The organism is Sphingomonas aliaeris (assembly GCF_016743815.1).
In the GTDB taxonomy this organism is placed as follows: Bacteria; Pseudomonadota; Alphaproteobacteria; order Sphingomonadales; family Sphingomonadaceae; genus Sphingomonas; species Sphingomonas aliaeris.
In genome coordinates this window covers 1,527,053-1,540,869 of sequence record NZ_CP061035.1, presented here as the reverse complement: position 1 = coordinate 1,540,869, position 13,817 = coordinate 1,527,053, and the positions used below count along the sequence as shown (strand labels likewise).

General features: G+C 65.4%; 14 protein-coding genes and 2 pseudogenes. 5 read left to right on the top strand and 11 right to left on the bottom strand.

What is annotated here, in order from left to right; all coding sequences use genetic code 11:
* The first annotated feature begins 57 nt into the window (after positions 1–57).
* Positions 58–759 carry a fasciclin domain-containing protein gene (locus H5J25_RS07250; RefSeq protein WP_202095354.1) on the top strand — a complete coding sequence of 234 codons (702 nt, stop codon included), beginning with the start codon at positions 58–60 and terminating at the stop codon, positions 757–759.
* 86 nt (positions 760–845) lie between these two features.
* On the opposite strand, the gene H5J25_RS07245 is transcribed toward H5J25_RS07250, so the two are convergent.
* Genes H5J25_RS07245 through pgsA form a run of 3 tightly spaced genes read right to left on the bottom strand, consistent with a single transcriptional unit; the run spans position 846 to position 2,123 of the window.
* Positions 846–1,295 (bottom strand): molybdenum cofactor biosynthesis protein MoaE, encoded by a 450-nt coding sequence (locus H5J25_RS07245; RefSeq protein WP_202095353.1) that lies wholly within the window; start codon positions 1,293–1,295, stop codon positions 846–848.
* Positions 1,270–1,548, bottom strand: a complete 279-nt coding sequence (locus H5J25_RS07240; RefSeq protein WP_202095352.1) for a MoaD/ThiS family protein — start codon at positions 1,546–1,548, stop codon at positions 1,270–1,272. The genes H5J25_RS07245 and H5J25_RS07240 overlap by 26 nt, the downstream gene beginning before the upstream one ends.
* 8 nt (positions 1,549–1,556) lie before the next feature.
* The gene (pgsA, locus tag H5J25_RS07235) at positions 1,557–2,123 is read right to left on the bottom strand and encodes a CDP-diacylglycerol--glycerol-3-phosphate 3-phosphatidyltransferase (protein WP_202095351.1); all 567 of its coding nucleotides are present in this window, start codon (positions 2,121–2,123) and stop codon (positions 1,557–1,559) included.
* A 255-nt stretch (positions 2,124–2,378) separates the two neighbouring features.
* Between pgsA and H5J25_RS07230 the strand changes: the two are divergent.
* A pseudogene (locus H5J25_RS07230) lies at positions 2,379–3,667 on the top strand (MFS transporter).
* Positions 3,668–3,674: 7 nt separating this feature from the next.
* On the opposite strand, the gene H5J25_RS07225 reads toward H5J25_RS07230, so the two are convergent.
* Positions 3,675–3,842 carry a hypothetical protein gene (locus tag H5J25_RS07225; RefSeq protein WP_202095350.1) on the bottom strand — a complete coding sequence of 56 codons (168 nt, stop codon included), beginning with the start codon at positions 3,840–3,842 and terminating at the stop codon, positions 3,675–3,677.
* Between the two features lie 187 nt (positions 3,843–4,029).
* Between H5J25_RS07225 and H5J25_RS07220 the strand changes: the two genes are divergently transcribed.
* Positions 4,030–5,481 (top strand): ATP-binding protein, encoded by a 1,452-nt coding sequence (locus H5J25_RS07220; RefSeq protein WP_202095349.1) that lies wholly within the window; start codon positions 4,030–4,032, stop codon positions 5,479–5,481.
* A gap of 780 nt (positions 5,482–6,261) precedes the next feature.
* Here H5J25_RS07220 and H5J25_RS07215 read toward each other — a convergent pair.
* From H5J25_RS07215 to H5J25_RS07200, 4 genes are all read right to left on the bottom strand, one after another.
* Entirely contained in the window at positions 6,262–7,116 is an 855-nt protein-coding gene (locus tag H5J25_RS07215) for a TorF family putative porin (protein ID WP_202095348.1), read from the bottom strand.
* A 380-nt stretch (positions 7,117–7,496) separates the two neighbouring features.
* Positions 7,497–8,192 carry a carbonic anhydrase gene (locus tag H5J25_RS07210; RefSeq protein ID WP_202096100.1) on the bottom strand — a complete coding sequence of 232 codons (696 nt, stop codon included), beginning with the start codon at positions 8,190–8,192 and terminating at the stop codon, positions 7,497–7,499.
* A gap of 63 nt (positions 8,193–8,255) precedes the next feature.
* Positions 8,256–9,614, bottom strand: a complete 1,359-nt coding sequence (locus H5J25_RS07205) for an ATP-binding protein (protein ID WP_225883415.1) — start codon at positions 9,612–9,614, stop codon at positions 8,256–8,258.
* Positions 9,615–9,622: 8 nt separating this feature from the next.
* Positions 9,623–10,357, bottom strand: a complete 735-nt coding sequence (locus tag H5J25_RS07200) for a response regulator transcription factor (RefSeq protein ID WP_202095346.1) — start codon at positions 10,355–10,357, stop codon at positions 9,623–9,625.
* A gap of 555 nt (positions 10,358–10,912) precedes the next feature.
* On the opposite strand from H5J25_RS07200, the gene H5J25_RS07195 reads away from it, so the two are divergent.
* On the top strand, positions 10,913–11,284 hold the full coding sequence (locus tag H5J25_RS07195) for a nuclear transport factor 2 family protein (protein ID WP_225883414.1): 372 nt from the start codon (positions 10,913–10,915) through the stop codon (positions 11,282–11,284).
* Positions 11,281–11,739, top strand: coding sequence for a GNAT family N-acetyltransferase (locus tag H5J25_RS07190; RefSeq protein ID WP_225883413.1), 459 nt, complete (start codon positions 11,281–11,283; stop codon positions 11,737–11,739). Before H5J25_RS07195 ends, H5J25_RS07190 begins: the two co-directional genes overlap by 4 nt.
* Before the next feature lie 8 nt (positions 11,740–11,747).
* Here H5J25_RS07190 and H5J25_RS07185 read toward each other — a convergent pair whose 3' ends face one another.
* The 3 genes and pseudogenes from H5J25_RS07185 to H5J25_RS07175 all read right to left on the bottom strand — a co-directional run bounded on the left by H5J25_RS07185 (position 11,748) and on the right by H5J25_RS07175 (position 13,766).
* Complete coding sequence (locus tag H5J25_RS07185) at positions 11,748–12,101, bottom strand: HesB/IscA family protein (protein WP_202095345.1); 354 nt, start codon at positions 12,099–12,101, stop codon at positions 11,748–11,750.
* Positions 12,101–12,565, bottom strand: a complete 465-nt coding sequence (locus tag H5J25_RS07180; protein ID WP_202095344.1) for an SUF system Fe-S cluster assembly protein — start codon at positions 12,563–12,565, stop codon at positions 12,101–12,103. Before H5J25_RS07180 ends, H5J25_RS07185 begins: the two co-directional genes overlap by 1 nt.
* Positions 12,562–13,766: pseudogene (locus H5J25_RS07175) on the bottom strand (cysteine desulfurase). The gene H5J25_RS07180 and the pseudogene H5J25_RS07175 overlap by 4 nt, the downstream one beginning before the upstream one ends.
* Between the last annotated feature and the right edge of the window lie 51 nt (positions 13,767–13,817).

Sequence of the window (13,817 nt, the reverse complement as noted above, 5' to 3'; positions counted from 1 at the left end):
TGGATCGTATTTCCGGTGTGCGCCCGCCTGGCGCAACCCATCGATCCGGAGAGAAAAATGACTTTCACAGCCAAACTTCCGCTGGTCGCGCTCGTCGGCGCCCTTGCCATCGCGCCCGCCGTTTCGGCACAGACCGCGACGCCTGCCGCCCCGACGAACACGGCACCCGGCCGCACGTCGACGGCGCCGGCGCAGACCGCGCCGGCTCAGACCGCGCCCGGCCAGACCGCTCCCGCAGCAGGCGCACCGGCAGCACCTGCATCCACCGCGCCGAATCCGGCGGTCGGCGGCGCAGCGATGGACGCGAGCAAGACGATCGTCGCCAATGCCGCAACGGCACCAAACCTGACGACGCTCGTGTCGGCGGTGAAGGCGGCAGGCCTTGCCGAGACGCTGTCCGGCGCCGGCCCGTTCACCGTCTTCGCGCCGACCAACGATGCGTTCAGCCGCTTGGCGCCCGGTACGGTCGATACGTTGCTGAAGCCCGAGAACAAGGCCACGTTGACCAAGGTGCTGACCTACCACGTCGTGGCGGGAACGATCACCGCGGCCGACTTGATTTCGCGCATCGACGCCGGTGGCGGGAAGGCCGTGCTGACCACGGTCGAGGGCGAGCCGCTGACTGCCGCCAAGGAAGGCCAGGCCGTGTCGCTGACCGACGTCAACGGCAACAAGAGCTATATCGAGGTGCCGGATGTCCGCCAGTCGAACGGCGTCGTGCACGTCGTGAACGGCGTGGTGCTGCCGAAGCTGAACTAATCGTATGACGGGCATCGCGGCATTCCCGCGATGTCCGCAAGAGATGAAGCTGCCGCCGTCCCGGACCTGACCGGGGCGGCGGTTCTTTATGCGGGAAGGTCGCTCCACCGCGCCGAGGCGGCATCGTCGGTCTCGCGCGGTTCGACCCATGTCGCCTTGTCGTGGCGAGTCTCCCGCTTCCAGAACGGCGCGTCCGTCTTCAGGCGATCGATCAGGAACGCGCATGCCTCCAGTGCCGCCGATCGGTGCGCGGCCGATACGCCGACGAAGACGATCCGTTCACCCGGCCGCATCACGCCAACCCGGTGTACGATCGTTGCGGAGAACAGGTGCCAGCGCGCGACAGCGGTCTCGGCCAGCGCGTTCAACGCCGCCTCGGTCGCGCCGGGATAATGTTCCAGTTCGAGCGACCCGACGCCGTCGTCTGCGCGCACCAGTCCGGTGAAGCTCGCCACCGCGCCGACCCCGTCTCGTTCCAACGCCGTCAATTCGATTGCCGTGTCGATCACGTCACCATTGACGAAGATGCGGATCATCCGCCGGTGACCGGGGGAAGATCGCAATCTCGCGTGCCTGTCCGAGCGGGGTATCGAGCCCGACGAACACCTGATCCACCGCCGCGCGCAACCGCCCACGATCAGCGAAAGCGTGCGCGTGGCGCTCGCTCGTCGCGCTCAGCCAGTCGATCAGGTCGGACACCGTGCGGACCTCCGCCGGGGGATCGACTTGCTCCTGCCCGGCGCCGACACGCTCGCGAACCCAGGCGAAATACAGCATCTCGATCGCCATCGTGCGGTTTAGTCCATGTGCTTCACACCGACGCGCAGGTAATCCCAGCCGGTGATGAGAGTCAGGATCGCCGCACCCCACAAAGCCACCAGTGCGACATCGTGGAGCATGGGGAATGCGGGGAGCCCGCCTGCGAGGATCAATCCCCCCAGTGCGACGAGCTGCAACGTCGTCTTCCATTTGGCGAGTTTGGAGACCGGGACGGACACGGACAATTGCGCCAGGAACTCCCGCAAGCCCGACACCGCGATCTCCCGCAACAGGATGACCAACGCCGCAATCTGGTGGATGCCGGGGATCAACGCCGGCTCACTGTCACGCGTGCCGACCAGCAGGAGGATGACCGCCGCGACCATGATCTTGTCGGCGATCGGGTCCAGAAACACGCCGAGCTTCGACACCGCGCCCTGCGCCCGTGCGAGATAACCGTCGAAATAGTCCGTAATGCCCATCGCGCAGTACAGGACGAACCCGAACAGATAGCCGTCGGCCCAGCTTGGCCACCACAGCAAGGCCGCCAGCAACGGCACCGCGACGATTCGCGATAGGGTCAAAACATTAGGCAACGTCCACATACCGTTGCTCTAGACGCCTGCTCCGACATGCGAAAGCCCGACGCGGCGGACACCGCTTGAACCGGACGCGGCTGATCGACGTCAAAGACGAGCGCTGGTGTGTTGGTTGCACCTCCGGTCGTATCCGAAGATGCCACGGCCCTTCGCGACCAACCGGGGTGCCCAAAGCTTAAATAGGATAAGCAGTTGCCGCACGCACGGGCGCTCGGCTATGTCCCCGCCACGCTTTTGCCACTTCCGGGGCCATTTTCGACTATGCTCAACGCGCTCGGCCTACTCAAAGAGCGCCGGTTCCTGCCATTGTTCACCACCCAGTTCCTGGGCGCGTTCAACGACAATCTGTTCAAGCAGGCGATGGTGCTGTTCGCCACCTACAGCATCTTTCAGGACGCCAAGGCGGAACAGGGGTTCAACGCACTGGCGACCGGCCTGTCGACGCTGCCGTTCATCCTCTTTTCCGGACTGGCCGGACAGCTTGCCGATACGCACGACAAGGCGAGGATCATCCGCATCGTCAAGACGGCGGAAATCTTCATCATGCTGGTGGGCGCGGCCGGGCTGCTGATGGCGAAATCGGGATATACCCAAACGGGTATCGTTCTGATGCTCGGCACGATCTTCCTGCTCGGCATGCATTCGACATTTCTCGGGCCGATCAAATACGCCATTCTGCCGCAACATCTGGACGGGCCCAACGTGCTGGGCGGCACCGGCCTTGTCGAGGCCGGTACCTATATCGCGATCCTGATGGGGACGATCCTCGCCGGCTACATCTCGATCGAGGCAGCGGCAGTGGGGGTACTCATCGTCGCGGCGATCGGTTGGTTCAGCGGGCGCGAAGTGCCCCCGCCCCGCGCGAGGGCGCGGTGCTTCAGATCAACTGGAATCCTTTCACCTCGTCCTGGCGGCTGATCAACCAGACGATGCACATCCCGCGGCTGTTCCTGGCGATCTGCTCGATCAGCTTCTTCTGGACGATCGGCGCGGTGCTGATCATCATCTTCCCGCCACTGGTGAAAAATCTGCTGACGACCACGCAGGAGGTCGCGAGCCTTTTCACCGCGACGCTTTCGGTCGGCATCGCGATCGGATCGGTCGTCATCAACACGCTGCTGAAGGGCAACATTTCCGCCAAATACGGCCCCGTGTCAGTGATCGCGATGGGCGTATGCGTCGTGATCTTTTCGACCCTGGTGCGCGCCTGGACGCCCGCCGCGGCGGGGCATTTCTACGACTGGAAGGACTTCATCGCGGAGCCGCTGGCGATCCCGCTGATGCTTAGCCTGCTGGCGATCGCGGTGACCGGGGGCATGTTCGTCGTGCCGCTTTATGCGTTCCTGACGACCACCGTGACCAAGGACCAGACGGCGCGGACCGTTGCGGCGAACAATGTCGTGAACTGCGCGGCGATGACGATCGGCGCGGTCGCGGTGATCTTCATCTCGTCGCTGGGCGTCACGCCGGAGAACATGCTCCTGCTGGTCGCCGCAATGTGTCTCGTCGCAGCGTGGCTAGCGCAGAAGCTGCATCGGGCTTGTGACTGAAGAAGACTCAGAAGATGAGTGTGTAGATACAGATGAAGAAGGCGGTGAAGCTGAGGGCGAAGAGCTTCAGGTCGCTGTCGTCCGGATTGGCGGCGCGGGCGCGCGGGGGGGCGATCAGGCGGGCGCGGAGCGGGTGGCGGGGCGCGCGGTCGGAGCGGAGAGTCTGGCTTGGCATGGCGACGAGTTAACGCGCTTTTAACGGTTCCGGCCACAGGCAAATCATGGTTATCAAAGTCCTAACGCGGGACAGTGTACGCGCAGAGATCGCAGGACCGGCCCCGACCGGCCACCCACAGCATTTCGGCCCGACGAGCGCGTTAACCCTTGCCCCTGCCCGCCCCCCATCGGCCACACGGTCGCGCATGACGGTGCGCGTGGACATGGGGATGGATTCGGGGGGCGCCTCCGTATCCATGGACCTCGAGGAGTTGCTGGCGACGCGCCTGCTCGTCCAGGGAAATTCGGGCTCCGGCAAGTCGCACCTGCTGCGTCGCCTGCTGGAACGCAGCGCGGGCCACGTGCAGCAGATCATCATCGATCCCGAGGGCGATTTCGTAACCCTCGCAGGCCCTTACGGCCATGTCGTCGTAGAAGCTGTGAACTATTCGGCGAACGAGATCGTCCGCTTCGCGCAACGCTGCCGGGAAGCGCGGGCGTCGGTCGTGCTCGATCTGGAAGGGTTGGATGCGGAGGGGCAGATGCGTTGTGCCGCGGCGTTCCTGGGCGCGCTGTTCGATGCCCCGCGCGAGCATTGGTATCCGGCGCTGGTCGTCGTCGACGAGGCCCAGGTCTTCGCGCCGTCCGTCGCGGGCGATGTCGCCGAAGACGTGCGCAAGGCGTCCCTGGCCGCGATGACGAACCTGATGTGCCGCGGGCGCAAGCGCGGGCTGGCCGGGGTGATCGCGACCCAGCGTCTCGCCAAACTCGCAAAGAACGTTGCGGCGGAAGCCTCCAACTTCCTGATGGGACGCACGTTCCTGGATATCGACATGGCGCGCGCGGCCGATCTGCTCGGCATGGAACGGCGGCAGGCGGAGGCGATTCGCGATCTGGCGCGCGGGACGTTCCTCGCGCTCGGTCCGGCGGTTTCGCGGCGGCCGGTGGCGATCCGCATCGGTTCGGTCCAAACCTCCGCTCGCAGCAGCAGCCCGGTGCTGGTGCCGTTGCCGCAACAGGGCGGGCGCGACATGCAGGAGATGCTGTTCGCGGAGGTCGAGCAACCGCAATTCATCATGCCTGCCGCTGCCCCGCGCCCGGTCGCGGCGGACCGCGTGATGCAGGATCTGGATCGCGAGGACACGCCGCCGGAGCGCGCGCGCCCCGAACTCCCGGAGATCGATCCCGCGCCCGTCATCACCGACGTGTTGCGCGCGATCGTCGAGGACCCCGAATCCGCGACGCGCCCCGCCGCCGTGCTGTTCCAGGATTTCCAGGTCCGGTGCCGGATGGCGGGCGTCACGCGTCCACCGCTCGACCTGTCCGCATTCTCCCGTCGGCTCGCCGCCGCGCGCGCGGGGATATTGGAAGGGCTGGAGGACGAATGGGCGCCGGTGATCGACGCGGCGCACGATCTTCCCGACGATATGCTCGGCGCGTTCCTGCTGATCGCGCGGGCGGCGCGCGAAGGCGAGCCGTGTCCGTCGGACGAGGACGTCGCCCGGATCTACGGCACGAGTTCACTCGGCCGGGCGCGGCGCGTGATGAGCTATATCGAGGGACGGAACATGTTCGTTACCCGTGTGGACCTGTCGGGCAAACGTTCGATCACGATCCCGCGGCTTGGCTGGACGACCCAACCTGCGGACGCTGCCTGAGGGCGGGTTTAAGGTGTGGCGGGATGATCAAGGGGTCTTGCGCTTGGCCGATGCGGGTTTGCTTCGCGCCCCCTGCCCGTCCGTTCGTTTCGAGCGAAGTCGAGGAACTGGTTTTCCGACCCTGCCATCATTCGTCACCCCGGACTTGTTCCGGGGTCCACGGTACACCGACTTCATCGCTTTGAGCCTGTCAGCGATCCGCTTGCTGCCCGGTGGACCCCGGAACAAGTCCGGGGTGACGGGGGGATGTCCGGTATTTGGTCTCTGGCCGGGGGGGATGGGGGACGCGGGCGGACGAGCCACGGGTTGCGGACCACGGGGCCGGTTTCTCGACTACGCTCGAAATGAACGGTGAGAGCAGAACCGAACGGTGAGAGCGGGGAAAGATTGGGGGGCCGGTGTGCCCGGCGAGGCGTCGATTCTCTTCCCCTTCGTCCTGAGCTCGTCGGAGGGCAGGGTGAAGGACAGGTGCTTCGACAAGCTCAGCACGAACGGGGGAGACATCGGCAGGTCCGGACCACCTGGCCGGTTTCTCGACTACGCTCGAAACGAACGGGGGTCGGGGGAAGCTACAACGGACGGGCTGATGCGGAGGCTCGAAACGGACCGGCTGTGTGGAATCTCGAAACGAACGGAGGGCGGATGCCACCGCCGGCCTTCGCGTCGGGCGGATACAGGGTAACTTTCGAAACGAGAAGGACCGCCCTTCCCCTCACGGCGAACCAGAGGGGAAAAGACGGTCCTGTCGTCCGTCCCGCCAACGCGGGAACGGTCAGCGGATCAGAAGGCGGCGGTTACCGAGAAGACGACTTTGCCCGACGAGATGCTCTTGCCGTCCACGGCGGAGAAGTTCGGCTGGAGGTATGCGCCGTCGGCCTTGCTGATGTCGGTGTCGACATAGGCGGCGCCGAAGGTGACGGGACCGAGCACGAGATCGGCGCCGAGCATCCAGTCCCAATATTTGCCGGTCGGCGCGACGCTGGTGCCGTTCGGGCCGAGGCCGGGATTGCCGTCCGAATAGCCGATATGCGCCTTCAGCGTGACCGGCGTGTTCGGTATGCCGGCGTTGGCGTCGCCCCAGAGGTACAGATTGTCTTCCTTGTCGCCGGGCTTGTCGTACGCGCCACCGGCAAGCACCGCCTGCGCATTGGCGCCGGTGAACGACCAGTTGCCCAACGCCTGCTGCTTCGGCGCATAGGCGACACCGGCGACCAGGTTGAGCGGGCCGGCCGTGCCGGACAGCTTCACATAAGGCTCGGCAAAGTCGGTCTTATCCGCGCCGCCCGGATACATGTACCACGTCAGGCCGACGTCCAGCGCACCGCCTTCGCCGATCGGCATCTTGTAGCCGCCGACCAGATCAAGTTCGAGATTGGCGCCGCCGAACGTACCCCAGCCCGCGAGGTTCGAGGCCCAGACCGCGGCGTAGAGACCGCTCTTGTGAGTCGCGGTGATGCCGCCCTGCAAGGCGAGGTCGTTGTCCGACTGCGAAACGCCGCGGAAGCGATAATCGGTGACGAGTGCCACGGATCCGGAAACGACCAGATCCTTCGGCGGATCGGTCTGGTCCTGCGCCAATGCCGGCGTGGCAAACAGCATGGCAGCCAAACCGGCAGCGGTGAGAGACGTTTTCATGAAACCTCCGAGTAGAAAAAGGAGAGAGGTTCCATCCTGCTGTCGGCTCGCCACCGCCTCTTCCGACCACATCTGGCGGAGGGCAACGATCAATCCGGACCGCTGCAAATTATTCGAAACGCCTTTTTGTCGATCCGTCTTTTGTAACGAAACATTGCTGAGGGTCACTCGGGGTTCAAATCCGGGCTGGTATCGACGCCGGGATCTTTCGGCCTTCCCAAATATCGCCTGAGGTTTCTCCAATAGTTTCAATGGATAAGTAGCGATGACCGCGACACCCACGTGATCTTCATCGCCAAAGTGTCACGAAAGACACGCTCGAACGAAAAAGGGCCGCGCTGTGAACGCGGCCCCCATTCCTCTGCGTCGATACCGCGAAACTAGGCGGCGGCTTCCAGCGCGGGGAGATCGGCCGCACGCCGCGCACCGGCGGGCAGCGCGACCGGCAGCGGCTGATCCTCGACCATCGGGACGAAGCGGCCGGTGGTGCCGTCCAGACCAAGCGTCACGCCGTGATGGATGTCGAAGAACCAGCCGTGCAGCGACAGCTTGCCCTGACCGATCGCCGCCGAAACCGACGGGTGCGTCCGGATATTGGCGATCTGCGCGACGACGTTTTCCATGCTGGCGACGCGAACCGCATCGCCATTGTGGAGATCGGGATAGCAGGTATCGACGACCGAACGCGCGGCGGCGCTGTGCTTCAGCCAGGCGGCGACGTTCGGCATGTTCGCCAGCATGTCCGGATTCATCAGCGCCTTCATCGCGCCGCAGTCCGAATGACCGCAGATGATGATGTCGCTGACGCCCAGCGCCATGACGGCATATTCGACCGTCGAGGACACGCCCCCGGTCATGTTCGAATAAGGCGGAACGATGTTGCCCGCATTGCGGCAGACGAACAGATCGCCCGGTGCGGCCTGCAGCAGATGTTCGGGCACCACACGCGAATCCGCGCAGGAAATGATCAAAGCCTTGGGGCTCTGCCCCTCGCCGGCCAGCTTGGCGTACAAGGCGCTCTGGTTCGGGAAAACCTGCTTTTCGAAGCTGATCACCCGGCCGATAAGTTCATTCACGCCTGTATGGTCTGTCACGATTGTCTCCTGTCATGCTCCGCGCGTCGTGGCGCGGTTGTGCATTCAGGATATAGCTGCCGGCCTTTGCTGCGGTCCGGCATGTTCGTAAAGATTCATGTCTGTCATTCGTGGCAGCAGGATTGCGGCACGCAGGCCGTGCGGCGAACGGTTCGACAAGATCAGCCGGCCACCGATCGTTTCCAGCGTGCGCACCACGATCGGCAAGCCCAGCCCGAAGCCGACCGTATCGCGGCCGCGCGCATCGTCCAGCCTTACGAACGGCTCCAGCACGCGCGACAGGTCGCGTTCCGGGATGCCCGGACCGTCATCCTCGACCGCGATCGTGACGTCGCCATCGTCCTGCGACACGCGCACCCAGACTTTCTCGCCGTATCGGACCGCATTGCCGGTGAGGTTGTTGATCGCGCGCTTCAGCGACATGGGCTTGATCGTCAGTTCCAGATGATCGGGGCCTTCATACCGCACGTCATGGCCCGCATCGCACAATGCATCCACGATCGTTTCCGCGGTCACGGCGAGATCGATGCGCACGGGCCGTTCGGGATCGTCATTGCCGCCGAGGAAGGCCAGCAGCGAATCGACCATCGCGCTCATTTCCGCGACATCGCCTTCCATCGCCTGACGCAGGGCTGCGTCCTGGATCCCGTCGGCGCGCAGCTTCAGCCGGGCAAGCGGCGTGCGCAGATCGTGGCCGACCGCCGCCAGCGCCTGCGTCTGATCCGAGATGAGGCGGCGGATGCGTTGCTGCATGCGGTTGAACGCGGCGGTGACGCGGCGCACGTCGCCCGGCCCGGCCTCGGGCACCTCGTCCACGTTCGCCGCGCCGAAATCGTCCGCCGCCGCCGCCAGTCGCCTGAGCGGGAACAGCATGCGCCGGACGAGCAGGATGGCGACGATCATCATCGCGATGGCGGGGATCAGGGTCAGCAAGATGCGTTCGAACGCCAGGTTGACCGTGACGAGCGGTTCGATCGTGCGGAAATACAGCCAGCTGCCATCGGGCAGTTTCAGCCCGCCGGTGACATAGGGATTGCGCCCCGGCGACACGAGCTGGACGCGCAGGTCCGACCGTTCCAGCGCGGGTTCCCATGCCAGGATCTGCGCGCGCATGCTATCGAGCGAGGGCGAGATGGGCGGCGGCGGCGGCAAGGCGCGTTCCCAGCGCAGGGCATAGCGATCGGTGGTGAGTTCGGCCGCCTCGTCCGCGCGCTTCTCGGGCGGTTCGTCGGCGATCAGCTTGCGGCTGATGACCAGATGTTCGGCGAGCCGGTGCGCCTCGTCCTCGCGCACGGCGAAGCGGCTCGCGCGTTCGTACAGCAGGGTGCTGACCCCGAATTCGAGCAATAGCGTCAGGAGCAATATGGCGACGATCCGACCGGCAATGCCGATCGAGGGCCGCATCAGGCGCTTCAACTGCGGTTGACCGCGACGTTCAACATATAGCCGACGCCGCGCACCGTGACGATCGGCGCGGGCTTGCCGTCATGGCTGAGCTTGCGGCGCAGGCGGCTGACGAGCACGTCGACGCTGCGGTCTGAACTGTCGCCCAGCCGCGTGCGCGACAGTTCGATCAACCGTTCGCGCGCGATGACGCGGCCGGCATGGTCGAGCAGGCTGATCAACAGGTCGAATTCCGCCCCCGTCAGTTCGACCTGCGCGCCCGATGGCGACAGCAGTTCGCGCCGCGACAGGATCGCCTGCCACCCGTCGAAGGTCAGGATGCCCTGTTCCGGCCGGCCGTGGCGCCGGTCGAGGGCACCACGCCGCAGCACAGCGCGCACCCGGGCGACGAGTTCGGACGTGCCGAACGGCTTGGCGATATAATCGTCCGCGCCCAGTTCCAGCCCGACGACGCGGTCCGTCTCGCTGCCCTTCGCGCTGATGAAGATGATCGGGACGTCGCTTTTCTGGCGCAGCGCGCGGCACAGGTCGATACCGTTGGTGCCGGGCAGCATGATGTCGAGCAGGACGAGATCGGTCGGACCGGCCTCCAGCGCCTGCCACATCTCCGGCGCGGAACAGGCCGGGCGCACGACATAGCCGTTCTGCTGCAGGGCGCGCGTCGTCAGCGTGCGCAGCGCGGGATCATCCTCGACCAGAACGATCGAGGACGGGCTTTCCGGGGTGTCGAGATGTGGAGTCATTATCGACAGGAGGTAAGGGTGGGGCCGCTTCGGGTCAACTTTTGCCGCCCGCCGACGAATTTTCCGGCAACATTTCGTCACATAGACGCGTCACGCGAGACACCGAACCGCTGTATCGATGGTCGTCGTCGGGAGCCCTCTCCTGACAAGTCCTGGCCACGTTCGCCGTTGCGCGTCACCCCGACGCGCTCCGGTGTGCAGGGCCGTTCGGTGCGTCGGCGCTTCCCGCGTCGGTGTCGGATGGTCCGGACAGGATGACTTCTCTCGGAAACGTTCCTGGCCGATCCGGGAACGACCTTCCGGAGACACGTCCCCCCGAACTATGCGGCTCCTTCCCGAACGGGCGGGGGCCGCTTTTTTTGGGCGCGGCTCGCGGTCGGTTACGGTGCTGGCGAAGGTGACATCGCATCTCTACCACGGTGGCTCCAGATCATCGCAGGATGCCGCCATGTTCACCGCCGCTTTCGCCGCCTTGCTGCTCGCACAGACGACACCCATCCAGGACATGCCGAAGGGCACCGGCCTGCCGCCCCCGGCACGGACGAGGCGTCGGTCATGGCGCCGGTCAACGCGCTTTTCGCCGGCATCGCGGCGGCAGATCCAGCGGCGATCGCACGGACGTTGCGGGAGGGCGGCAGCGCGACGGCGGTGGACGAAAAGGCGGATGGCACACGCACCGTGCGCCGGATCGACTTCGCCACCCTGCCCTCCCGGTTCCAGCCGGGCGGGCCGCGCATGGAGGAACGAATGTCCGACCCGGCGATCGAGGTGGACGGCGACATTGCGATGGTGTGGGGACCCTACGTCTTCCTGACCGACGGGAAGCTGCACCATTGCGGCGTCGATCACTTCGATCTGGTCCGCGAGAATGGCAGCTGGAAGATCGCCAATCTCACCTGGTCGTCGCGCACGACGGGCTGCCAGTGACGGGCGCGATCTTCCGGGTCGCGATGCGCGAGGATCTGGAAGCGATCGTCGCGTTGCTGGACGATGACGAAAGCAGCAAGGGTCGCGAGGATCCGGGGCTACCGCTCGATCCGCGCTATATCGCGGCGTTCGAGGCGATCCATGCCGACCCCAATCAGGAAAGCATCGTCGCAGAGCTGGACGGCCGGCTCGTCGGTACGATGCAGTTGACCTACATTCCCGGCATCGCGTTCCGCGGGTCGTGGCGCGGTTTGATCGAAGCGGTTCGGGTTTCCGGCGATATGCGCGGGCACGGCATTGGCGGGCAGATGATCGACTGGGCGGTCGAGCGCTTCCGGGCCCGGGGATGTTCGTTCGTGCAGTTGATGTCGATGCGCACGCGGGAGGATGCGCACCGCTTCTACGAACGGCTCGGCTGGACGAAGAGCCATTACGGATTCAAGCTGGCGTTATAGGGTCCGCCTCAGACGGTGAAGCTTTCCCCGCAGCCGCATGCGCCCTTGGCGTTCGGATTGGCGAAGACGAACCCGGCGGCGAAATCGTCCTCGACCCAATCCATCGTGCTGCCGATCAGGTACAGGATCGATCCGCCGTCCACGAACAGCGTCCCGCCCGCGGTGTCGATCCGCTCGTCGAACGGCTTGGCTTCAGTGACGTAGTCGACCGAATAGGCCAGGCCAGAACAGCCGCGACGCGGGGTGGACAGCTTCACGCCGATCGCCTCGGCGGGCGCCTTGCCCATCAACTCGGCGATGCGCGCTTCGGCCGATGCCGTCAGGATCAGCGCGGCGGGGCGTGGTCGTGCGATCGTCGCCATTACAGCATCCCCAATTCGAGCTTCGCCTCGTCGCTCATCTTCTGCGGATCCCATGCCGGATCCCAGACAAGGTTGACCTCGGACGATCCGACGCCGGGAACCGCGCCGACGCGCAGTTCGACCTCCATCGGCATGGATTCCGCGACCGGGCAGTTCGGCGTCGTCAGCGTCATCGTGACGACGGCATGGCCTTCGGTCGTGACATCGACGCCGTAGATCAGGCCGAGATCGTAGATGTTGACCGGAATTTCGGGATCGTAGATTTCCTTCAGCGCCTCGACCACCGCCTCGTACAGAGCGCCGCCCGGCTCGCCCGGCGCATCGCCGACGGGCTTCTGCGCGAGGAACCCTTCGAGATAGTCGCGCTTACGCTCTGCCGGCGCTGGTGTCGTATCGACGCGCGCCTTGGGTGGCGCCTCGACCGACGTCACTTCCTCGACTACGAACCTGTGTTCTTCGTTCATCCGAAGATCCTCGTTACCCGCTGAATGCCTGAGACGAGCGCATCGACGTCCGCCGCCCCGTTATATACGCCAAAACTCGCCCGCGCGGTCGCATCCACGCCGAGCATCTCCATCAGTGGCTGCGCGCAATGATGGCCGGCGCGGATGGCGACCCGTGCCTCGTCCAAGATGGTGCCGACGTCGTGCGGATGCACCCCTGGATCGAAAAACTGACGATCCCGGCCGCATCTTCCGGCCCGAACAGGCGCACCGAATTGATCTGCGCCAGCGCATCGCGCGTCTTCGCGACCAATGCGGTCTCGTGCGCATGGATCGCGTCCAGCCCGATACCCTCGACATAATCGATCGCGGCGTGCAGCCCGAGCACCCCAACGATATGCGGCGTCCCCGCCTCGAACCGGCCCGGCGGCGGCGCATAAGTCGTCTTCGCGAACGTGACGCGGTCGATCATCGCGCCGCCCCCCTGATAGGGCGGCATCGCGTCGAGCAGGTCGGCCCGGCCCCACAACACGCCGATCCCGGTCGGACCGTAAAGCTTGTGGCCCGAAAAGACGTAAAAGTCGCAACCGATCGCGGCGACATCGACACGCATGCGCGGCACGGCCTGGCATCCGTCGATCAGAATCTTCGCGCCGACCGAATGCGCGATCTCGGTCGCCTTCGCCGCATCCAGCACCGATCCCAGCACGTTGGAAACGTGCGCCAGTGCGACCAGCTTATGCGCAGGCGTGATCATCGCGCGCATCGCGTCCAGATCGATACGGTGATCGGCAGTCAGCGGGATTACGTCGATCGCGGCGCCGACGCGTTCCGCCACCATCTGCCACGGCACGATATTGCTGTGATGTTCCAGCATCGACAACAGGATGCGGTCGCCCGCCTTCAACTGCGTGCCGGCCCAGCACTCTGCGACCAGATTGATCCCCTCGGTCGCGCCGCGCACGAAGACGATCTCGTCGGGCGTCGTCGCGCCGATGAAGCTAGCGACCCGACGGCGCGCCGCCTCATAGGCCAGGGTCATGTCGGCAGAGCGCTGATACACGCCGCGATGCACGGTGGCATAGGTCGTGTCGTAGCCGCGCGTGATCGCGTCGATCACCGGCTGCGGCTTTTGCGACGTGGCCGCGGTGTCGAGATAGGCCCAGCCCTCCGGGATCGCCGGGAAGTCCGCGACGACGTCGAGGGGGCGGGTATCCTGCATCACGCTCACTGACTCCCCTCCCTGCAAGGGAGGGGTTGGGGGTGGGTGGAA